Annotated in this window: 17 protein-coding genes; 11 read left to right on the forward strand and 6 right to left on the reverse strand. The window is 65.8% G+C overall.

The window, feature by feature from the left end; all coding sequences use genetic code 11:
* Positions 1–77: 77 nt before the first annotated feature.
* From thiS to ACR9ZJ_RS10220, 5 genes are all read left to right on the forward strand, one after another.
* The gene (gene thiS, locus ACR9ZJ_RS10200; RefSeq protein WP_306850982.1) at positions 78–278 is read left to right on the forward strand and encodes a sulfur carrier protein ThiS; all 201 of its coding nucleotides are present in this window, start codon (positions 78–80) and stop codon (positions 276–278) included.
* A gap of 29 nt (positions 279–307) precedes the next feature.
* Complete coding sequence (locus ACR9ZJ_RS10205) at positions 308–1108, forward strand: thiazole synthase (RefSeq protein ID WP_426286615.1); 801 nt, start codon at positions 308–310, stop codon at positions 1106–1108.
* A 2-nt stretch (positions 1109–1110) separates the two neighbouring features.
* On the forward strand, positions 1111–1836 hold the full coding sequence (trmB, locus tag ACR9ZJ_RS10210; protein WP_481287691.1) for a tRNA (guanosine(46)-N7)-methyltransferase TrmB: 726 nt from the start codon (positions 1111–1113) through the stop codon (positions 1834–1836).
* 47 nt (positions 1837–1883) lie between these two features.
* Positions 1884–3617: a ubiquinone-dependent pyruvate dehydrogenase gene (gene poxB, locus ACR9ZJ_RS10215; RefSeq protein ID WP_481281601.1), complete on the forward strand. Its 1734-nt coding sequence runs from the start codon at positions 1884–1886 to the stop codon at positions 3615–3617.
* A gap of 167 nt (positions 3618–3784) precedes the next feature.
* A complete protein-coding gene (locus tag ACR9ZJ_RS10220; RefSeq protein WP_481287702.1) occupies positions 3785–5602 on the forward strand; it encodes an SLC13 family permease in 1818 nt (605 codons plus the stop codon).
* Positions 5603–6451: 849 nt separating this feature from the next.
* Here the strand turns inward: ACR9ZJ_RS10220 and ACR9ZJ_RS10225 are convergent.
* Entirely contained in the window at positions 6452–6796 is a 345-nt protein-coding gene (locus ACR9ZJ_RS10225; RefSeq protein WP_481281602.1) for a Rieske (2Fe-2S) protein, read from the reverse strand.
* An 80-nt stretch (positions 6797–6876) separates the two neighbouring features.
* Here ACR9ZJ_RS10225 and ACR9ZJ_RS10230 point away from each other — a divergent pair, with 80 nt between their 5' ends.
* The 3 genes from ACR9ZJ_RS10230 (at position 6877) to yedA (ending at position 9116) form a co-directional block, all read left to right on the forward strand.
* Entirely contained in the window at positions 6877–7155 is a 279-nt protein-coding gene (locus tag ACR9ZJ_RS10230) for a hypothetical protein (RefSeq protein ID WP_481287692.1), read from the forward strand.
* A gap of 72 nt (positions 7156–7227) precedes the next feature.
* On the forward strand, positions 7228–8106 hold the full coding sequence (locus ACR9ZJ_RS10235; protein ID WP_481287693.1) for a methylated-DNA--[protein]-cysteine S-methyltransferase: 879 nt from the start codon (positions 7228–7230) through the stop codon (positions 8104–8106).
* A 95-nt stretch (positions 8107–8201) separates the two neighbouring features.
* Complete coding sequence (yedA, locus tag ACR9ZJ_RS10240; RefSeq protein WP_481281605.1) at positions 8202–9116, forward strand: drug/metabolite exporter YedA; 915 nt, start codon at positions 8202–8204, stop codon at positions 9114–9116.
* A gap of 270 nt (positions 9117–9386) precedes the next feature.
* Here the strand turns inward: yedA and ACR9ZJ_RS10245 are convergent, their stop codons facing one another.
* Genes ACR9ZJ_RS10245 through ACR9ZJ_RS10260 form a run of 4 tightly spaced genes read right to left on the reverse strand, consistent with a single transcriptional unit; the run spans position 9387 to position 13860 of the window.
* Positions 9387–10709 (reverse strand): ABC transporter permease, encoded by a 1323-nt coding sequence (locus tag ACR9ZJ_RS10245; protein ID WP_481287694.1) that lies wholly within the window; start codon positions 10707–10709, stop codon positions 9387–9389.
* An 11-nt stretch (positions 10710–10720) separates the two neighbouring features.
* Positions 10721–11887, reverse strand: coding sequence for an ABC transporter permease (locus tag ACR9ZJ_RS10250; protein ID WP_481281607.1), 1167 nt, complete (start codon positions 11885–11887; stop codon positions 10721–10723).
* A gap of 16 nt (positions 11888–11903) precedes the next feature.
* Positions 11904–12590 (reverse strand): ABC transporter ATP-binding protein, encoded by a 687-nt coding sequence (locus ACR9ZJ_RS10255; protein ID WP_481281608.1) that lies wholly within the window; start codon positions 12588–12590, stop codon positions 11904–11906.
* 19 nt (positions 12591–12609) lie between these two features.
* Complete coding sequence (locus ACR9ZJ_RS10260) at positions 12610–13860, reverse strand: efflux RND transporter periplasmic adaptor subunit (RefSeq protein ID WP_481287695.1); 1251 nt, start codon at positions 13858–13860, stop codon at positions 12610–12612.
* Positions 13861–13993: 133 nt separating this feature from the next.
* On the opposite strand from ACR9ZJ_RS10260, the gene ACR9ZJ_RS10265 reads away from it, so the two are divergent.
* Together ACR9ZJ_RS10265 and mscL are read left to right on the forward strand one after the other, a co-directional pair.
* A complete protein-coding gene (locus tag ACR9ZJ_RS10265; protein WP_481287696.1) occupies positions 13994–14680 on the forward strand; it encodes a fumarylacetoacetate hydrolase family protein in 687 nt (228 codons plus the stop codon).
* Between the two features lie 40 nt (positions 14681–14720).
* A complete protein-coding gene (gene mscL / locus ACR9ZJ_RS10270) occupies positions 14721–15128 on the forward strand; it encodes a large-conductance mechanosensitive channel protein MscL (protein ID WP_306850995.1) in 408 nt (135 codons plus the stop codon).
* Between the two features lie 63 nt (positions 15129–15191).
* Here the strand turns inward: mscL and ACR9ZJ_RS10275 are convergent, their stop codons facing one another.
* Positions 15192–16280 (reverse strand): alpha/beta fold hydrolase, encoded by a 1089-nt coding sequence (locus ACR9ZJ_RS10275; protein ID WP_481287697.1) that lies wholly within the window; start codon positions 16278–16280, stop codon positions 15192–15194.
* Positions 16281–16949: 669 nt separating this feature from the next.
* On the opposite strand from ACR9ZJ_RS10275, the gene ACR9ZJ_RS10280 reads away from it, so the two are divergent.
* Entirely contained in the window at positions 16950–20144 is a 3195-nt protein-coding gene (locus ACR9ZJ_RS10280) for a TonB-dependent receptor (RefSeq protein WP_481287698.1), read from the forward strand.
* The last annotated feature ends 17 nt before the right edge of the window (positions 20145–20161 follow it).

The following is a 20161-nucleotide window of genomic DNA, read 5'->3' on the forward strand; positions in this document are numbered from 1 at the left end:
AGATGTGTATAAGAGACAGATCCGGGGCTGCTTCCCATCTTGGTTTCCCAGGAAGGTGGGTTGGGTACAATTGGCGGATGCTGATCACTCTTAACGGCGACGCGCGCGAATGCGCGCCCGGTACTTCCGTGTCCGCCCTGCTCGACGCCGCCGGTTATGCCGGCAAGCGCGTGGCGGTGGAGGTCAACCTGGAGATCGTGCCGCGCAGCGCGCACCCGACGCACCTGCTTGCCGAAGGCGACCGGGTGGAGATCGTCCACGCCATTGGCGGCGGCTGACGCCCCGCGCCCTCCGACGGATAGCCCGCATGAACCATTTCTCTCCCGCCGCCGACGACCTGCTCACCGTTGCCGGCCGCACGTTCCATTCGCGGCTGCTCACCGGTACCGGCAAGTACAAGGATTTCGACGAGACCCGCCGGGCTACCGAGGCCGCTGGCGCGCAGATCGTCACCCTGGCGATCCGCCGCGTGAACATCGGCCAGGACGCCAGCCAGCCGAACCTGCTCGACGCGCTGCCACCCGACCGTTTCACCCTGCTGCCGAACACGGCCGGCTGCTACACCGCCGACGACGCCGTGCGCACCTGCCGCCTCGCACGCGAACTGCTCGACGGGCACAACCTGGTGAAGCTGGAAGTGCTCGGTGACGAACGCACGCTCTATCCCGACGTGGTGCAGACCCTGGTCGCGGCCGAGAAGCTCGTGGCCGATGGATTCGACGTCATGGTCTACACCTCCGACGATCCCATCCTCGCCCGGCGCCTGGAAGAGATCGGCTGCGCCGCGATCATGCCGTTGGCGGCACCGATCGGTTCGGGCCTGGGCATCCAGAATCGCTACAACCTGCTCGAGATCGTGGAGAACGCGAAGGTGCCGGTCATCGTCGACGCGGGCGTCGGCACCGCTTCCGATGCATCCATCGCGATGGAACTGGGTTGCGACGGCGTGCTGATGAACACGGCCATCGCCGGCGCGAAAGATCCCGTGCTGATGGCGCACGCGATGAAGCTCGCCGTCGAGGCGGGTCGCGCCGCCTTCCGCGCGGGGCGCATCCCGCGCAAGCGTTTCGCCTCGGCCTCGAGCCCCGTCGACGGACTGGTGGGTTGACCATGGCACACGACGACGAGACATCGGGCGACGCCCCGTTCCACCGACGCATCCGCAGCTTCGTACTGCGCGAAGGCCGCATGACCCCGGCGCAGCAGCGCGCGTTCGACGACCACTGGGCACGCTTCGGTCTCGACTACACGGGCCGTGAACGCGACCTCGACGCCATCTTCGGCCGGCATGCGCCGCGCGTGCTCGAGATCGGTTTCGGCAACGGCGAAGCCTTGGCATGGGCGAGCGAACACGATCTCGCGCGCGATTACATCGGCGTCGAAGTACACGGCCCCGGCGTCGGCCGCCTGATGAACGCGCTGGCCGCGCGCGATGCGTCCAACGTGTGCCTGTACAAGCACGATGCCGTCGAGGTACTGGAAAACGAGATCCCCGCGGGCAGCTTGTCCGAGGTGCGCATCTGGTTCCCCGATCCCTGGCACAAGAAGCGCCACAACAAGCGTCGCCTCGTGCAACCCGCCTTCGTGGCGTTGCTCGCGTCGCGCATGGCACCCGGCGGCTTGCTGCACCTGGCCACCGATTGGGAAGCCTATGCCGAGCACATGCGCGAGACGATGGAAGCCGCCGAAGGTTGGCGCAATCGCGTCGGGCCCGGCGAAACCGCGGAGCGCCCGGCGTGGCGCATCGAGACGCACTTCGAGCGCAGGGGCACGCGACTAGGCCATGGCGTATGGGATTACCTATACGAATGGATAGGCTCGACGACGGCCTCTTGACCGTCGTCGCGGCATAACATGGAACTTCGTGCCCACGGAGTTTCCCCATGTCCATCTCCAACCTTGCCGACCTGATCGCCGAAACCCTCGAAGAAGCCGGTATCCGTCGCATCTATGGCGTGGTGGGCGACAGCCTCAATGCCATCACCGATTCGCTGCGCGAGCGGAAGCGCATCGATTGGGTGCATGTACGCAACGAAGAGGCTGGCGCATTCGCCGCGGGCGGTGAATCGCAGCTCACGGGACAATTGGCCGTTTGCGCAGGAAGTTGCGGCCCCGGCAACCTGCACCTGATCAACGGCCTGTTCGACTGCCATCGATCGCGCACGCCGGTGCTGGCCATCGCCGCGCACATCCCCAGTGCGGAAATCGGTAGCGGTTACTTCCAGGAAACGCATCCGACGGAACTCTTCCGCGAATGCAGCGTGTATTGCGAAATGGTGTCCGATCCGGCGCAGATGCCCTTCGTGCTCGACGCGGCGATCCGCGCGGCGGTCGGGCAGCGCGGCGTGGCCGTGGTGGTGATCCCGGGCGACGTGGCCATGCGCGCGTCGCCGGTGAAGAAGGTGACGCCAGCGGCGGGGTTGCTTCCACCCGCACCGAAGGTGATTCCGGCCGAGCGCGAACTCGACGCGCTGGCGGCCCTGCTCAATGCGGGCAAGCGCGTCACGCTGCTCTGCGGGCGCGGCACGGCCGGTGCGCACGGCGAACTCATCGCGCTCGCCGATGCACTGAAATCGCCCATCGTGCATGCGCTGGGCGGCAAGGAATATGTCGAGTACGACAATCCCTTCGACGTGGGCATGACAGGCCTGATCGGCTTCAGCTCGGGCTATCACGCGATGGAGGATTGCGACACGCTGCTGATGCTCGGCACCGACTTCCCGTATCGCCAGTTCTACCCGGAAGACGCGAAGATCGCGCAGGTGGACATCCGTCCCGGCAACATCGGCCGTCGTTGCCGCGTGGACCTCGGCGTGGTCGGCGACGTCGGCGAGACTCTGCGCGCACTGCTTCCGCGCATCGAACCCAAGCGCGTGCGCGGTCATCTCGACCGCTGCCTCGCCCACTATGCCCGCGCCCGTGAAGGCCTGGACGAACTGGCGAGGATCGAGCCCGGCCACGACCTGATCCATCCGCAGCAGGTGTCCCGCCTGGTCAGCGAACTGGCCGAAGAGGATGCCGTCTTCACCTGCGACGTCGGCACGCCCACCGTATGGGCCGCGCGCTACCTGCGCATGAACGGCAAGCGCCGCCTGCTCGGCTCCTTCGTGCACGGCTCCATGGCCAATGCCATGCCCCAGGCCATCGGCGCGCAGGCCGCCTATCCCGGCCGGCAGGTGATCTCGCTGTCCGGTGACGGCGGCTTCTCGATGCTGATGGGCGACTTCATCACCCTGGCCCAGGAAAAGCTGCCGGTGAAGGTGATCGTGCTCAATAACGGCACGCTCGGCTTCGTCGAGCTGGAGATGAAGGCGGCCGGCCTGCTGGAGACCGGCGTGGAATTGCGCAACCCGGACTTCGCCGCCATGGCCAACGCGATGGGTATCCATGGCCGCCGCGTGACCCGCGCCAGCGACCTGCCCTCGGCCATCGCCGAGGTGCTCTCGCACGAGGGCCCCGCGCTGCTGGACGTGGTGAGCAACCGCCTGGAGCTTTCCATGCCGCCGAAGATCACCGCGGAGCAGGCGAAGGGCTTCAGCCTGTACGCGTTGAAGGCGGTGATGAGTGGCCGTGGCGACACGATCGTCGACCTGGCGCTGAGCAACCTCAGCCGATGAGCGGATAGGAACCACCGAGGGTCCGGTGCCGCCAGCTTCAGCCGGGAGCCACCCCCAGCGCGTATACTCCTGCGGCAATATCCACAGCCTGGCAAGACCATGCCACCGCACGCCTCAACCGACCGGATCCGGACAGCCGGCTAGTGGCACTGACCCTCACTCCCGAAATGATCCTCGTGCTGGGCCTGGTGGGCTTCACCATGCTCATGCTCGTTCTGGAGTGGATCCGGGCCGACATGGTCGCCCTGCTCGTGGTGGTCACGATCGGCCTCACCGGGCTGATTCCCGGCGACCAGGTGTTCAACGGTTTCGCTGGCAACGCGGTCATCGCCATCATCGCGATCATGATCATGGGCGCGGGCCTGGACCGCGCCGGCGTGCTCAACCTCACCGCCGCCTTCGTCATGCGCATGGCCCGTGGCGTGGAGTCGCGCCTGGGCGTGGTGATCAACAGCGTCACCAGCCTGTTCAGCGCCGTGATTCCGAGCCAGGCGCTGGCCGCGTTGATGATCCCGGTCACCAGCCGCCTGTCCGCACGCACGGGCGTGCCGATGTCGCGCCTGCTGCTGCCGATGGCGTTCTGCATCCTCACCGCCACCAACACCACGCTGATCGCCAACTCGCCGCTGATCGTCCTCAACGACCTGATCGCCAGCGCGAACAGCAACCTGCCGCCGGGCGCGCATACGATCCCGAAATTCGGCCTGTTCAGCGTGACGCCCGTGGGCCTCGTGCTGGCCGTGACCGGCGTGCTGTTCTTCTATTTCTTCACCCGCAAGCTGCTCCCGGAGCGCGAGGACGACCGTCTCAAGGTCACCCCCGGCCGTACCGAGAGCTACTTCGCCGACACCTACGGCATCGCCGGCGAGACCGCCGAACTGACCGTCACCGCCGAGAGCCCGTTGGTGGGCATGAGCATCGGCGAGGTGGAGCAACTGCATGGCGCCCCGCTGATCCTCGCGATCAAGAACGGCAACGAGAGCCGCGTGGCGCCGCCCTCGGACCAGATGATCTGGGTGGGCACGGTGCTCGGCGTGCTGGCCCCCCGCGATGCCATCAACGCCTTCGCCAACAACCAGCTCTGCCGCGTGTCCATGCGCATGCGCCAGCTGGGCGATCAGTTCAACACCACCCGCGCCGGTATTTCCGAAGCCGTGATACCGCCCAGCTCGCGCTTCATCAAGCAGACGGTGGGCGACCTGCGACTGCGCAAGCGCTTCGGCATCTCGGTGCTGGCCGTGAACCGCGGCGACGAGGTCTACCGCGAGGACGTGCGTGCCGTGACCCTGCGTGCGGGCGACACCCTCGTGCTGCACAGCAAATGGCGCGACCTGATGCTGGCCGAGGAAGACCGCGACATCGTCGTGGTCACCGACATTCCGAAGGAAGAGCAGCGCCCCGGCAAGATCTGGCAGGCGGTGGGCTTCTTCGTGCTGGCCAAGTGCCTGGCCCTGTTCACCCAACTCGACCTCTCGGTGGCGATGATGACCGGCGCGGTGGGCATGCTGCTCACCGGCGTGCTCAACATGGACGAGGCCTACAAGGCGATCAACTGGAAGACCATCTTCGTCACCGCCTGCCTCATCCCGTTGGGTTGGTCGATGGATTCCACCGGCACCGCCTCGTGGATCGCCCAGGAGGTGCTGGCCATCCTCGGCCACGCGCCACAGTGGACGCTGCAACTCTCCATCGCCGTGTTGACCCTGATGTTCTCGCAGGTGATGTCGAACGTGGGCGCCACGGTGATGATGGTTCCGATCGCGATCAGCGTGGCGGTCAGTACGGGCGGCAATCCGTCAGCATACGCGCTGATCGTGGCGGTATCGTCGTCGAACACGTTTCTGCTGCCGTCCGGCCATCCCGCCTTGATGATGGTCGCCGGCCCCGGCGGCTACCGCTCGAAGGATTTCCTCCGCGTGGGCCTGCCGCTGACGATCCTGATCCTGGCACTGACGCTGGTAACCATCAATCTGATGTACCGGTAGGGGTTCTCGCAAGAGCCGGCGGGCGTCACCCTCGGGGCCACGCCTCCGGCGACCCGTCAGGGAAGGGCCGCTAGCGCGGCCATTTACTATTGCCCTGCGGGCCGGGTCGGCGCCCCACCGGAGGTTTCCGACTCGCCATCCGTGGCTCGGCGGAAACGGCCGGCCGTCCAGGCCGGCCCCCTAACGGGCTTTTTCCGGTGGAGCACCTCGCCTGCGCTACCGGCCCCGAGGGTGACGCCCGCCGGCTCTTCCGGATCGTGAGGTTCGTGGGGGCGAGCGCACCGCCTGCGATCCGGTGAGCGATCATGCTGTCGGACGCGACACGACCGCGCTTTCGCGGCGACAGGAACGGTGTGGTGTGGCGGCGCATGACTCCCGCCGGCACGCGCCACGCAGGTACGCGGATACGCGGATACGCAGATAAGCCAGCCCGCAACGAAGGCTATTGCTCGCCAATCAACTGGTGCTATCGCCCTGCATGGCCCACCCAGATTGCCTGCGGCGCACTCCGCGCAATCCACCTCACCGTGGAGTAGAGCAGGCGGGTACCACCCTCGGGGCCGGTAGCGCAGGCGAGGGCTGCGACTGGACAAGGCCCGGAGGGGGCCGGCCTGGACGGCCGGCCGTTTCCGCCGAGCCATGGAAGGCGAGTCGGAAACCCCCAGGCGGAGCCCGACCCGGCCCGTAGGGCAATAAGTAAACGGCCGCGCTAGCGGCCCTTCCCTGACGGGTCGCCGGAGGCGTGGCCCCGAGGGTGGTACCCGCCTGCTCTTGCCGCTCCGCACGGACGCCAACGCGAGGCCGAAGGCGAGCCCGCCCCAAACAAATGCGCGAAGAAGAACCTTTTTCTCAGACTACGAGGCGTACGGCGCCATCGAACACCCCTACCGGCACGGCCCGCAGGCGGTCTCCCCGGCATGGCCCCGCCGTGCAATCCCCGCTTTCGGCCGTGAAGGTCGCCCCATGAGCGGCGCAGATGATCTGCCCGCTGCGGACCAGGAATTTCCCGGGAGCGTAGTCCAGGCGCCGGCCCGCGTGCGGGCACACATTGAAGTAGGCATGGGCCTCGTCGCCGTGTCGGTAGACCAGCAGGGACTCCACCTCGCCATCGACCAGGGTCTCGATTTCGATGGCATTGCCATCGGGAATGTCCGCCAGCAGGCAGAGAGGAGCGGTGTCGGCGGTAGTAGTCATGGCACTTGTCTATGAGGATCGATTGCCCCAAGGTAAAGAGGGTCGCACGCATGTCATTGTGCCATACGGATTTTTAACCAATGCGCTTCGTATTCCCACCCATCCGCCGTTCGCGTAATCCCCTCGTCCGCGCCCTGTCGCTGGTGCTGGGCCTCGCCGTGGTGGGCGTGCTGCTCGTCTTCGGCGTGGTCGTGCTCGGCGTGCTGATGGCCGGCGGCCTGGTTTTCCTCGCCGTGCGCCAGTGGAAGCTCGCCCACGGCCGCGTGGCCGGCGCTTCGGGGCGCGGTGCCCCGAAGGACCCGGACGTGCTGGAAGGCGAATTCGTGGTGATCCGGCAGAACACGCCCATCCACCACTGATCGGGTCCGCAAGAAGCGGATGGTGACGGGGCCTCGCCCCGCCTACGCTGGTCTCCCATGAAGGAGGCCACCATGAACTCTCAGGCTTACGCCATGCGTCCCGCCGCCGACGATGCGCTAGAACGCGTCCGCGCCGCCCTGGAACAGGCCGACGGCGCCACCGATCTCGCCAGCCTCGCCACCATCGCCGGGCTGAGCCCGACCCATCTGCAACGCGCCTTCCGGCGCCGGTACGGCGTCAGTCCCGCCGAATACGCCCGCGCCCGCCGGTTCCGCCAGCTGCGCGAGGTCCTGCGCGACGGTGCGGCGGTCACCGATGCCGTTTACGAAGCCGGCTTCGGCTCCGGTAGCCGGGTCTACGAAGAAAGCGACCGCCGCCTCGGCATGACTCCCGCCAGTTACCGGGCGGGCGGTGCGGGCGCCTCGATCCGCTACACCACCACGCAGACACCGCTCGGCCGGCTGCTGGTCGCCACCACCGCGAAGGGCATCTGCTCGGTGACGCTGGGCCAGGACGATCGCGAACTCGAGACGCGCCTGGCGGAGGAATTTCCCCTCGCCGAGCGGGAACGGGTAGACGAGGGCCGGGAGGAATGGCTCGACGCGGTCATCGCCCGCGTGGCCCATGACCTCGGCTGGAGCGATCGCGACGCCCCCGCCCTGCCACCGCTGGATGTCGCCGCCACCGCCTTCCAGTGGCGCGTATGGGATGCGCTCACGCGTATTCCGCGTGGCGAGACACTGAGCTACGGCGAACTGGCCGCGACCCTGGGCGTACCCAAGGCGGCGCGCGCCATCGGTCGCGCCTGTGGCAGCAACAAGCTGGCCCTGCTCGTTCCCTGTCACCGCATCATCCGCGAGGACGGCAGCCTCGGCGGATGGCGATGGGGCATGGATATCAAGCAACAACTGCTGGCCACCGAACGTGCCATGAAAGCCACTCAAGGCTGACCGTCGAACCTTTCGCTACCGTCCATGCGGTAGCGGCGATATCTTGCGGGATTGCGCCGCACGACGCGGTGCGCGCCCGCCCTGGATTCCCCCGCATGTCAGACGCCGCCTGTAGCACCAGCCAAGCTCCCGCCTCCGCCCTCAGCGACCCGCGCTGGATGGTGCCGCTGTCGCTGTTCGCGCTCTACGTGATCTGGGGATCGACCTATCTCGCGATCCGCTATGCATTGGTGAGCTATCCGCCGTTCCTGCTGGCCGCCATCCGTTTCGCCGTGGCCGGCGTGCTGCTCTTCGCCGTGCTGCGCCTGCGTGGGGCCGCGCTGCCCACCAGGCGCCAGTGGAAAAACGCGGCCATCGTCGGCACCCTGCTGCTCGCCGGCGGCAATGGCCTGGTCTGCTTCGCCGAGCAGACGGTCAGCTCCGGCATCGCCGCGGTGGCGGTGGCGAGCATGCCGCTGTTCGCCGCGCTGTTCGGCGGCATCTATCGCGAGTGGCCTACGCGCGGCGAAACCGCCGGCCTGCTGCTCGGCTTCGTCGGCGTGATCGTGCTGAACCTGGGCGCGGGCCTTTCCGGCTCGCCACTCGGCGCCATCGCGCTGATCTGCGCGGCCATGGCGTGGGCGTTCGGTTCGGTGTGGTCGAAGCGGCAGGACATGCCGAAGGGGCCGATGAACACCGCCGCGCAGATGCTGTGCGCCAGCGTCTCGCTGACGATCATCGCGCTATTGCATGGCGAACGCTTTCCGGCGCACCCGGAAACCGGTGCCACCGCCGCGCTGGCCTACCTCGTGGTCTTCGGTTCGATCATCGCCTTCAGTGCCTACCTTTACGTGCTGAAGACCGTCCGCCCCGCCCTCGCCACGAGCTACGCGTACGTGAATCCGCCAGTCGCCGTGTTGTTCGGCGTGGCCCTGGCCGGTGAGCACGTGGGCCCGTTCGACCTCGCAGGCATGGCGATCATCCTGATCGGCGTGGGCACCATCACGATGATGCGCGTGCGCAAGGCCTGATCGCAGGCGTTCGCGCGGGAATGTGACGCAGGTCGCAAGACGGCCCGGCAGCGGGTGTTTTTCAGAATCCTTCGATGTCCGTGCGAGATACGACTCCCTAGGCTTCCCTCCTCGTTCGTGGGAGAGATTCAATGGCTGGGGCCGGACCGGCGCGCTTCGCCTGCTCGCGCAGGCTTCGATGGTGGATGGCGCGCATGATGACGGTGTTCGGCATCGGCATCGCCGCGCTGGCGGCGTGCCAACCCTTCCGGGAAGGCACGCCCCGCGGTGCTACAACTCCCTCAACGCCGTCGTCACCGGCACCCGCGCCGCACGCAGGGCTGGGAACAATCCACCGATGAACCCGATGGCCAGGGCCCACTTGATGCCCGTCCACAACAGTTCGCCACTCACGTGGAAGCGGAAGACCACCTGACTGAAGTTCGCCCCGAGTGTCGACGCGGTGTATCCGTTGAAGATGATCCACACGATGCCCGCCCCGACGACACCGCCAAGCAGGGCGAGCAGCATCGTTTCCAGCATCACCGATACCACCACGGGCACGCCACGGAAGCCGATGGCCCGAAGCGTGGCGATCTCGCGGGCGCGCGCCTGGATGGCGGCGAACATCGTGTTGAGCGCTCCGAATACCGCACCGATCGCCATGATGACGCCCACGGTGATGCCGACCGCGCGCAGCACCTTGGTCAGCCCTTCGGACTGCTTGCCGAAGTACTCACGGGTCGTGGAGACGTCCACCTTCAGGCGCGGGTCCGCCACCAGCGCGGCCTTGAACGCGTCGAACGCCTTGGGCGAGTCCAGCAGCACGGTCACCGATTGCACGCTGCTGCCCCGGCGATACGCCGAGGCGACACTCTGCGTGTCACCCCATAGTTCCGACTCGAGGGCATCCTTCGATTCGAAGGCGCCGACGATGGTCCATGTCTGCCCGGCAAGCCGAATGGACTTGCCGACATCGAGGCCTTCGAACTGCGCCTTCGCGCCCTTGCCGACGATCAACTCGCGCAGTCCCGGCTGGAACTTGCGACCCTCGACGATCTTCACCTGATCGCGCAGGTTCCAGACGTCCTCGCTCACGCCGCGGATGGGCACGTTCGAGTCGCTGGCGGGATCGCCCTTGCGCGGCAGGTTCGCCACGACCACCAGTTCGCCGGAAGCGATCGGCCTGCCCTTCGCGTCCTTCTTCACGCCCGGCGCCTGGACCACCACGTTCGCGCTGTCGCGATCGAGGATCGAATTGAGTTCCGCCTGCGAACCGCCGCGAAGGACGATGGCGGTACGCTCGTTGCCCGTGGAGCGCAGCGTTTCGGCGAAGCCTTCGCTCATGGCCAGCATCGCCACCAGTACACCGACCACGCCGGCGATGCCCACGACGACGACCGACGACGATCCCAGGCGCTGGGTGACCGTCGCCAACCCCACCTTGGTCACCTCCCAGGTCTGCCGGCCGCGACGGGTCAGCGCCATCCATAGTGCGAGCACCACCGCCAGCGCCACCACGCCCGGCCAGGGCAAGGCGATCCATACGGCGAGAAAGACCGCGATCACCAGCAACGTGAGGACGCCGGCACCGAATTTCTTTGCGGATTTCATCGTGTGTCCCCTCAGCGCCCGGCGAGCGCATCGACAATGTTGAGGCGCATGGCGCGGATGGCGGGCAACAAGCCGACGAGCGCACCGATGACCAGCATCAGGACGATGCCGAGTATCCAGGTCTGCGTGCCGATCGGCGGCAGGTTGAGCATGCCCCCGCTGCCTTTCGCCACGATCGGCACGAGCACGCCGGCCAGCGCAAGCCCCAACACACCGCCGAGCACGAGCAGCAATACCCCTTCCGCCAGCACCATGCAAAGCACGCTGCGGCTGGAGAAGCCGATCGTCTTCAGCACCGCGAGCTCGTTGGTCCGTTCGCGGACCGCCTGCGCCATGGTATTGCCGGTGAGCAGGATCAGGGTGAAGAACACCGCGCCCATGATCGCCGAGACGATGAGGCCGATATCACCCAGCTGCTTGGCGAACGAGGCATTGAACGCCTGCTCCGTCTGCGTCTTGGTTTCATGGTCCGAGTTGGCCGACAGGGCATCGATGGCCTTGGCCACGCGATCCGCCTGGTCGGCCGAGGTCAGCTTCACCACGTACCAGCCCACGGTGGTGCCGACGCTCTGGAACGCGTTCGCATCCTCGAAATACTTGTGGTGGAAGAAGAACTGCTGGTCCGTGCCATTGGCCGCTCCCTTGGCCGGCGTGTAGATGCCGACGATGTCGAACGGCCAGGTCTTGTCGCCATTGCGCTGCGGGAAGATCGTGGATTGCAGCGGGACCTTGTCGCCCACCTTCCAGCCGAAACGCTTCGCCAGCGCCTCGCCCACGATCGCACCGGTTCGTGTCGCTTCGTACACCTTGCGCTGCTCCGGCGGAAGCACGATCTCGTGGTAGATATCGAGGTAGTTGTCGCTCACCGCGAAACTGAGCACGAAGTTCTTCGGGTCCTGGTAGATGCCACCGAACCAGTTCGCATGGCCCACCGCCTTCACGCCGGGAACGGCCTGCATGCGCGTGGCGAGGCTGGCCGGGAGCGACTGGATGATGGAATAGCGCGAGGTGGTGATGAGACGGTCGACGCCGATCACGCTGCCGCCCGAGGAAAAGGCCGCACGCGTCGCATCGAGCATGCCGAACAGCAGGAACGCGGCGAGGATCGAGATCAGCGTGAAGAACGTGCGGGCCTTGCGCCGGAACAGCGCCGCCCAGATGAGGTGCAGGTATTTCATGCCGGCATCCTCCGCGTCAGGCCACGGACTGTTCGACGAGGGTGCCCTTGTCGAGGTGCAGGATATGGTTGGCGTATTCGGCGGCCTTGGGATCGTGGGTCACCATCACGATGGTCTTGCCGTGCTCGCGATTGAGTTCGCGCAGCAGGCCCAGGATCTCCTCGGCGGATTGCCGGTCGAGATCACCGGTGGGTTCGTCGCAGACCAGCAAGGTGGGATCGGAGACGATCGCGCGGGCGATCGCCACGCGCTGCTGTTGTCCACCGGAAAGCTCGGAAGGCTTGTGCGTCGCCCGGTCGGCGAGACCGACCAGTTGCAACGCGATCGAGGCGTTCTGCCTGCGTTGCGCGCCCGACAGCTTCGTCAGCAGCAACGGCAGCTCGACGTTGCGTTGCGCGCTCAGCATCGGCATGAGGTTGTAGAACTGGAAGACGAAACCGACATGGGAGGCCCGCCATTTCGCCAGCGCACCGGAGCCCAGCTGGTCGATGCGATCGCCAGCCACGACGATGCTGCCGCCCGTGGGCGTGTCCAGGCCGCCGATCAGGTTCAGCAAGGTGGTCTTGCCGGAACCGGACGGGCCCATCAGGGCGAGGAAATCGCCTTCCTCGATGCGCAGGTTCACGCCATGCAGCACTTCGACCTTCTGCCGGCCGCGCTCGTAGACCTTGGAAAGATCCTGGATGTCGATCAGGGTGGCCATCGCTATGTCTCCGTGCGTATCAAGGTGTTTGGGTGGCGACGCGAACGGCGGCGCCGTCAGCGAGCGAGTCGGGAGGAGAAACGATCACGGTATCGCCTGCGGCCACGCCGTCGGTCACCAGGCGAAGGTCGCCGGCGTCCTGCTTCACTGCCGTGACCTGGCGACGGACGGCCTTGCCTTCGGCGACCGTGTAGACGACTTCGTGGCCGTCACGGCGGACGATCGCCGCCGTGGGCACGAGCACGCCTTTGGGCGCGCTGGACTGCACGGGGGCGCGACGTTCGAGAAACGACACGCGGACACCCATGTCGGGCACGATGCGCGCGTCCTTGTTCTCGAGTGCCACGCGTACCTTCACCGTGGCCTTGCCGCGGTCGGCGGCGGGCACGATGGCGATCACATGCGCCGGAATGCGCCAGTCCGGGTAGGCGTCCAGCACGGCCTCGGCAGGCATGTCCGGTTGCACGCGGCCGATATAGGCCTCGTTGACGTCGACATCGATCTCCAGCGAATCCATGTCGACGATCGTGCCGACGCCCGTGCGGGTGAAGCCCCCTCCCGCCGACAGCGGCGAGACGATCTCGCCCACCTGGGCCGCCTTGTCGGTGATCACGCCATCGAAGGGCGCACGGATCACCGTGTAGTCGAGGTTCACCTGGCCCACGGCCACCTGCGCCTCGGCCGCATCGGCCTGCCGGCGTACCGTGTTGAGCTGGGCGCGGAAGGTATGGGCCTGGGTGCGGCTCTGCTCGGCCAACTGCCTGGACACGAGTCCGCGACCGACAAGCGCTTCCTGCCGGTCTGCATCGCGCAACGACTGGTCGAGCTGGGCCTGGGTCTGGGCCACGTTGGCGTGCGCCGCCGCCGCGTTGGCGCGGGCCGACTCCAGGCTTGCACGCAGGGCGTTGTCTTCGAGCCGGGCCAGCACCTGGCCCTTCTTCACCCGGTCGCCTTCCTCGATCAGCACCTCGACCAAGGTGCCGGTGATCTGTGCCGACACGGTGGCCTGCCGCCGGGCGGTGACGTAGCCGGTAGCCTGCAATACCGCCCCCGCCTCCGTGCCGGCGCTGGGCGATACCGCCGTGGCGGTGCGAACCTCCACGGGCCGGTGGGCGAGGAACGCCCAGGCACCCATGGCCGCGGCGAGCACGAGGACCAGCACGGCGACCACGACCAGCGCGGTGCGGACTCCCGCGCGCTCGCCGCCATGCGGCTCCTTCTGCGATTTGTCGATCTTCAGCTGCCGGAGCAGCTCCTTGTTCGAATTCATCTTCCCCAGGGTCCCCATGATGTTCGAGCGCATGCCCGCCGCCCCAGCAAGATCATGCGATTCGCGCGGAACGTGCACCACTTTCGACCATCAGTCATCTGTCGTGACAGGTGTCACCTGATACGCTTGGCGCATGAATACCGTCATTCCGCCGCCGGCCCAGCCGAGCATCCCCGTCGCCGGTCGCGCCGAGCGCTTCCCGGTCCGTCGTGTCTTCTGCATCGGCCGCAACTACGCCGACCATGCGCGCGAAATGGGCGCCTCGGTCGACAAGGCGAACCCGATGTTCTTCACCAAGCCCGCGGACGCCCTCGTCACCGACGGCGCCGATGTGCCCTACCCGTCCGCCACGAACGATCTCCACCATGAAGTGGAAATGGTGGTGGCCCTGGGCGCGGGCGGATCGGACCTCTCCGTGGACGAGGCACGCGCACTGGTCTGGGGTTACGGCGTGGGGCTGGACCTCACCCGCCGCGACCTGCAGGCACAGGCCAAGGCCAAGGGCGCACCGTGGGACGTGGCGAAGGGATTCGACCATTCCGCGCCCGTTTCCGCCCTGGTTCCCGCAAGCGACGCCAAGCCCTTGCCCGACACGCGCATCGCCCTGGAAATCAACGGCGAAACACGCCAGCAGGCCACGCTCGCCGACATGGTGCTCGACGTGCCGGAAATACTTAGTGCCCTATCCAGGCTGTTCGAATTGAAAGCCGGTGATATCGTCTATACGGGCACGCCGGCGGGCGTCGCCGCCCTCCAGCGCGGCGACCGTTTCCGTGCCACGCTGGAAGGCATCGCCACGCTCGAGGGGCGCGTGGTCTGACTTCGCGAATGTTTCAGTCATGCCATGAGGAGAAGGACCGATGAGTTTCGTTGCGGAATTCAAGAAATTCGCATTGCGCGGTAACGTGGTCGATCTCGCCGTCGGTGTCGTGATCGGCGCCGCGTTCGGGAAGATCGTCACGTCGCTGGTCGACAACATCATCATGCCGCCCATCGGCTGGGCGATCGGTGGCATCGACTTCTCCGACTGGAAGTGGGTGCTGAAGCCCGCCGACGCGGCCACCAAGACGGCCGAGGTCGCCGTACAGTACGGCGTTTTCATCAACGTCCTGATCCAGTTCATCATCATCGCGTTCGCGATCTTCCTCGTGGTCAAGGCGATCAACCGCCTCAGCCGCCGCGAGGAGGAAGCCCCGGCGGCGCCACCGGCCGACGTGGCCCTGCTCACCGAGATCCGCGACCTGCTGAAGTCGCAACAGCGGCCGTAAGGCGCGGGGCTGAAGCGGCTCTCGCAAGGAACCCGCTTCAGCCCCGGAGTATGCGGCGAGTCTCTATTTATCCCGGGTCAGTGGAAGGACTTTCTCGCGGAGCACCTTGTACTCGGCATCGACGACTTCCTGATTCGGATCGTGACCTGAGTGTTCGAGCAGGACCCATCCCTTTTCAGGCGCCTTGATCGACTCGTAATAACGGCGGGCCAACTCCGGCGGCGCCAGCAAGTCGTGCACCCCTTCGACGAAGAACACAGGGATGGCGAAATCCATGCCCAGGCTCGGCAGGTCGACCTTCGACAGCATGCCGTCGCCGTGCATGCCGACGAAATTCATGAAGGAATAATCCTCGCCCGCCTCGTAATCCGCCTCTGCCTTGGCGGTGGTGTAGGCAGCCGCGCGATGCCAATGGTCCGGGGGCGCCAACGTGACCCTTGCCTCGTACTTGCGAATGATCCGGCGCACTTTCCCGAAGCTGCGCGGGTCGGTCCATGGTGGTGATCCGACCTGCCTGAGCACGGCGAGCGAATCCTCGTCCTTTTCCTTCACGGCAAGTTGCGAGAGTTTTTCATAGCTCGCCGCCTGGGCCTCCACCGAATTGACTATCTGGGACGTGCCGACGTACGCATGGAACAACTCAGGATGCGCCTTGACCATGTGCACGGCAAGGATCGAGCCCCACGAACTTCCCCACAGGATGACCTTTCGCTTTCCATAGCGTTTGGCCAGATAGGCGGCCAATTCGTTTCCGTCCTGCGCCATCCGCTCGATCGTCAGTTTCTCGCCTGGCGCCGGAGGGCTGCGGCCATAGGTCATGCCCGCGCCTCGCTGGTCCCATTGGACGACGACGAAGTCGCGCTCGCCGGCACCGTAGATGCTGTCGGAAAGACCGCTGAGTGGGTTGCCAGGACCTCCGCTGATGAAGAGGAGGATGGGATTGGCGCAGCTGTCTCCCTTGGCCGTCACCCATTGCTCGATCCCACCGATGACGACAAAGCGCGAGTCGTCCACCTTGGTGGGCTTGCTTCCGCAGGAAGGCGAAAGGCTTTCATCCCGTAAGGCACTCCGTGCAGGTGCATCGGCGGATGTCGAAACCGGCCCACACACCACGGCCGCCAACCCCAAGGCCAGCGCGATCCATCTCGTCATAACCGATTTCCCCTGTGATGGCCGATGCGCCACCGGATAGCGAGCATAGCTTCAAATGCAGGAAACATCATGGAGTTACCCCGGGATCGGGTATGCCCGGCATGGACTCGCCCACGATCGGTTCGACAGCGAGTTTTTGCGGTGCAGCGTGACACCTCAGACTTCCGCGCCGTAACTTGCGCCCCGGGGGAAATTAGATCGATCCAAGCCAGGAGCGCCTCGCGCCTTTCCAAGGCCGCGACGAATCCGGACCTGGAACGGGGCGGGGAGAAACGTGACGTGCGCACCGCGCCGTTCGCGTGCCGCTGCTTGCCGCGAAGACTGTCGAACGAATGGGGAGCCGTGACGTGAAACCGATAATCGCTCGCATTTTCACCGGGTACGATCCGCGCGCGCACCGTCCGGCCGCTTCCCCATGCCTGATCCCGCTCGCCACGGCACGTCGCCCTGCCCGCGCCTTCTCCGGCGCCCGCCTGCCGTAGCGACTTCCTGAATTGCCATCCACGGCGGACGCGCTGACGACCGTGGCACGCCAAAAATTTGGATCGATCCAAGTCGAGAACAGGAGGAGGACGCGTGCATCGATAAACCGCACACGTAGCAGTGATCCAACGGGGGAGTACCGCGCCGAATCCACACAGGCGCATCACTGAGGGGACATAGAAAGACATGACTTACCTGCCATATATGATCAAGCGCAAGCCGCTCTACGCCGCGCTCGCCTCGGCGACCTTGTCGCTTGCCGGTTACCTGGGGATCCCCTCGGAAGCCTTCGCGCAGACATCCACGCCAGCCACCGCGACGGCGTCCTCGCCGGCGCAGCCGTCCGATAGCGCGACAGCCGCGCAGGACGAGAAGCAAAAGAAAGCCGACAAGGAAAAGAGCGGGAAATCACCCAACCCCACGAATCTCGAAACGGTCGTCGTCACGAGCTACCGCCAGTCGATCGACCAGAACGTGCAGGACAAGCGCGAAGCCAACTCCATCGTCGAGGTCATCAACGCGCAGAACATCGCGCAATTCCCCGCGAAGAACATCGCCGACGCGCTGGCGCACGTTCCCGGCGTGGTCATCAGCCGTGAATCCGGCGAAGGCAAGACGGTGAGCATCCGCGGCCTTGCGCCGGAACTGACCTATACGCAGTTGAATGGCAACTACGTTGCCTCTGCCGATACCTCGGCGGGCCTGACGCGTTCGTTCAACTACACGCTGTTCCCGGCGAACATGTTCTCGGACATCAAGCTCTACAAGAGCCTCGAGGCACGCCTGGACGAAGGCGGCATCGGTGGCAACGTCGACCTGCGCACCCGCCGCCCACTCGAAATGGGCGCCAACGAGGGCTTCGTCACCGGCACCGCCGCGAGCTCGGACACCAGTGCGAAAACGGAACCGCAGGGTGCCGCGCTGTGGTCGTGGAAGAACAAGGACGAGACGTTCGGCGTGCTCGTCGCTGGTGCCTACCAGAAGCGCCAGGCGACCACGTACTCGGCGGATGCGTCGAGCTGGCACTGGTGGTCGGACGCCTGCAAGGACCACGAGACCTGCACGCAGCCGCCGGTGGACATCCACGGCAATCCGTACAGCGCCGGGGTCAACAACAACATCGACCTGTGGGGCAACGGTGTCGTCGACCAGGCGGGGAACATTTCCAATGGCTTCTGGATGCCGCAGCAGTTCGCCACGAGCCGCAACGACCTGACCCTGAAGACCAAGGGCGCCCAGGCCACGATGCAGTTCAAGCCGAGCGATCACTTCCTGCTGACGGGCAATTATTTCCGGTTCGAACGCGAGCAGACCCAGATCACCAACACCCTCGAGATTCCCGAGTGGGGCCTGCCGAACAATACGAACTACGCCGACCAGAACGGCCGGCTCCTCGCGCCCAACGGCCTGACCTTCGACAAGTCGGGCACCATCGTCACGGGTGCGAACTACGTGCTCCCGCCCGCCGGCGTCGGTTGCAACTCCGCGGTGAACCCGGTCACCGGCGCCTCCCGCCAGGCGGTGGACGTGTGTAACACGGAAATCCCGTGGCTCAACGGCAACTATTCCGTCGAAAAGGCGACCTCGCAGACACTCAACCTGGAAGGCGAGTGGGATAACGGCGGCGACCTGAGCGGCTCGTTCAACGTCGGCCGGACCTGGGCGAAGGGCGGTCCTTCGATCGAACTGGGCATGGCCGCCAAGCCGCGCAACTTCGTGAATGGCCAATGGGTGAATGGCAGCACCGGCGCCGCGTGGAACCTCAGCGGCAAGCCGGGCATCACGGCCGATCCGTCCGTGCTGCAGAACATGCAGGCCGGCGCCGGCCAGGTCGACCTGGGTTCGACCGGCTCCAACATGGTGAACACCCGCAACTCGCAGAACTTCGCGCAGGCCGACTTCACCTGGGCGTTCGATTCCTCGTGGTTGCAGTCGCTGCAGTTCGGCGCGAAGTACAGCGATGCGAATGCCGAGCAACAGAGCAACGAAGTACGCTGGTACTGCAAGGGCACCACCTTGCAGTTCCAGACCTGCGATCCGAACGCGGGCCAGCTGCCGTCCAACTTCCTTCTGTCGAACTACCTCAATGGCGTGAACCATGCCTACGGTGACAGCATCTTCCCGGCCATCGACTATCCGGCGTACTACAACTACCTGAACGACACCTACGACCGGACGATCTACAACAAGCCGCAGAACAAGTCGTCGATCGGCGAGAAGATCGCGGCGGCGTATGTGCAGGCCAACTTCGACACGGGCACCCTGCGCGGCAACGTCGGCGTGCGCTTCGTCACCACGAAGCAGGATCTCACCGTCGCCAACCAGGTCACCACCAACAACGCGGTGTACTACCACGACGCAAGCGGCAATATCCTGATCTGCCCTGCCTCCGGGGTGAACGCGGGCGGTGGCGCGTGCGCGCCGGGCGACTTCCAGTACCTGCCGCGCGAAGTGGCGGTGGTCGAGAACTTCAACAACTCGACGACCAACAAGCGTTACAACAAATTCCTGCCGAGCTTCAACATCGCGTGGACGATCGCGGACGACTTCGTCCTTCGTGCCGCCGGCTCCCAGGCGATGGCGCGCGCCAACTACACCGACCTGGCCCAGCTGGGCCAGCTGACCAACAATACGCAGGAGTACTACAACGACCGCAAGCAGTTCGGCGCCCCCCTACCGGGCTGGTACGGCTCCGGCGCCAACGCCGACCTGAAACCCTTCACGGCCACCCAGTTCGACCTCGCCGGCGAGTGGTACTACGCGGCGCACGGCGTCGTCGGTATCGACTTGTTCCAGAAGAAGGTGAAGAACTTCGTCGTGCCGGTCACCGTCAACAACATCGACGTGAACGTGGGTGGCACCCAGACGACCTTCAAGCAGTACAGCACCAATGCCAACGGTCGCTCCGGCACGTCGAAGGGCATCGAGATCTACGCGCAGCACACCTGGGACACGGGCTTCGGCTACATCGCCAACTACACGCTCAACCACACCAACGAAACCGCGGTGTCGCTGGGCGATACGCAGGTCGGCAAGGCCGAGCTGATCGGTAGCGCGAAGTACGCGGCGAACGTTTCGCTGTTCTATGAAAAGAACGGGCTGCTGCTGCGTGCCAGCGACAACTGGACGGGTCGCACGATGGAAGGACTGGCCGCCGGCCTGCCGATCTACGCGCAGCCGTACCACCAGATCGACCTGAATGGCGACTACGAGTTCAACAAGCACTTCATGGTCACCGCGTCGATCATCAACTTCAACAAGGCGAGGCCGCATACCTACCTGGGCGGCGACACCCGCTCGCGCCTGGTCCAGCTGCTGTACCCGGGCCGCCAGTACTACGTGGGCGTGACCTACAAGTTCGGTGGTGACAGCAACAAGTAAAAAAGCGACGGGGCCGG

The sequence above is a fragment of the Luteibacter sp. KNZ12-1A genome (assembly GCF_056755675.1).

Coding starts and splice junctions, on each gene's coding strand:
- thiS (WP_306850982.1), top strand. CDS start 78: ATGCTGATCACTCTTAACGGCGACGCGCGCGAATGCGCGCCCGGTACT.
- ACR9ZJ_RS10205 (WP_426286615.1), top strand. CDS start 308: ATGAACCATTTCTCTCCCGCCGCCGACGACCTGCTCACCGTTGCCGGC.
- trmB (WP_481287691.1), top strand. CDS start 1,111: ATGGCACACGACGACGAGACATCGGGCGACGCCCCGTTCCACCGACGC.
- poxB (WP_481281601.1), top strand. CDS start 1,884: ATGTCCATCTCCAACCTTGCCGACCTGATCGCCGAAACCCTCGAAGAA.
- ACR9ZJ_RS10220 (WP_481287702.1), top strand. CDS start 3,785: ATGATCCTCGTGCTGGGCCTGGTGGGCTTCACCATGCTCATGCTCGTT.
- ACR9ZJ_RS10225 (WP_481281602.1), bottom strand. CDS start 6,796: ATGACTACTACCGCCGACACCGCTCCTCTCTGCCTGCTGGCGGACATT.
- ACR9ZJ_RS10230 (WP_481287692.1), top strand. CDS start 6,877: ATGCGCTTCGTATTCCCACCCATCCGCCGTTCGCGTAATCCCCTCGTC.
- ACR9ZJ_RS10235 (WP_481287693.1), top strand. CDS start 7,228: ATGAACTCTCAGGCTTACGCCATGCGTCCCGCCGCCGACGATGCGCTA.
- yedA (WP_481281605.1), top strand. CDS start 8,202: ATGTCAGACGCCGCCTGTAGCACCAGCCAAGCTCCCGCCTCCGCCCTC.
- ACR9ZJ_RS10245 (WP_481287694.1), bottom strand. CDS start 10,709: ATGAAATCCGCAAAGAAATTCGGTGCCGGCGTCCTCACGTTGCTGGTG.
- ACR9ZJ_RS10250 (WP_481281607.1), bottom strand. CDS start 11,887: ATGAAATACCTGCACCTCATCTGGGCGGCGCTGTTCCGGCGCAAGGCC.
- ACR9ZJ_RS10255 (WP_481281608.1), bottom strand. CDS start 12,590: ATGGCCACCCTGATCGACATCCAGGATCTTTCCAAGGTCTACGAGCGC.
- ACR9ZJ_RS10260 (WP_481287695.1), bottom strand. CDS start 13,860: ATGAATTCGAACAAGGAGCTGCTCCGGCAGCTGAAGATCGACAAATCG.
- ACR9ZJ_RS10265 (WP_481287696.1), top strand. CDS start 13,994: ATGAATACCGTCATTCCGCCGCCGGCCCAGCCGAGCATCCCCGTCGCC.
- mscL (WP_306850995.1), top strand. CDS start 14,721: ATGAGTTTCGTTGCGGAATTCAAGAAATTCGCATTGCGCGGTAACGTG.
- ACR9ZJ_RS10275 (WP_481287697.1), bottom strand. CDS start 16,280: ATGACGAGATGGATCGCGCTGGCCTTGGGGTTGGCGGCCGTGGTGTGT.
- ACR9ZJ_RS10280 (WP_481287698.1), top strand. CDS start 16,950: ATGACTTACCTGCCATATATGATCAAGCGCAAGCCGCTCTACGCCGCG.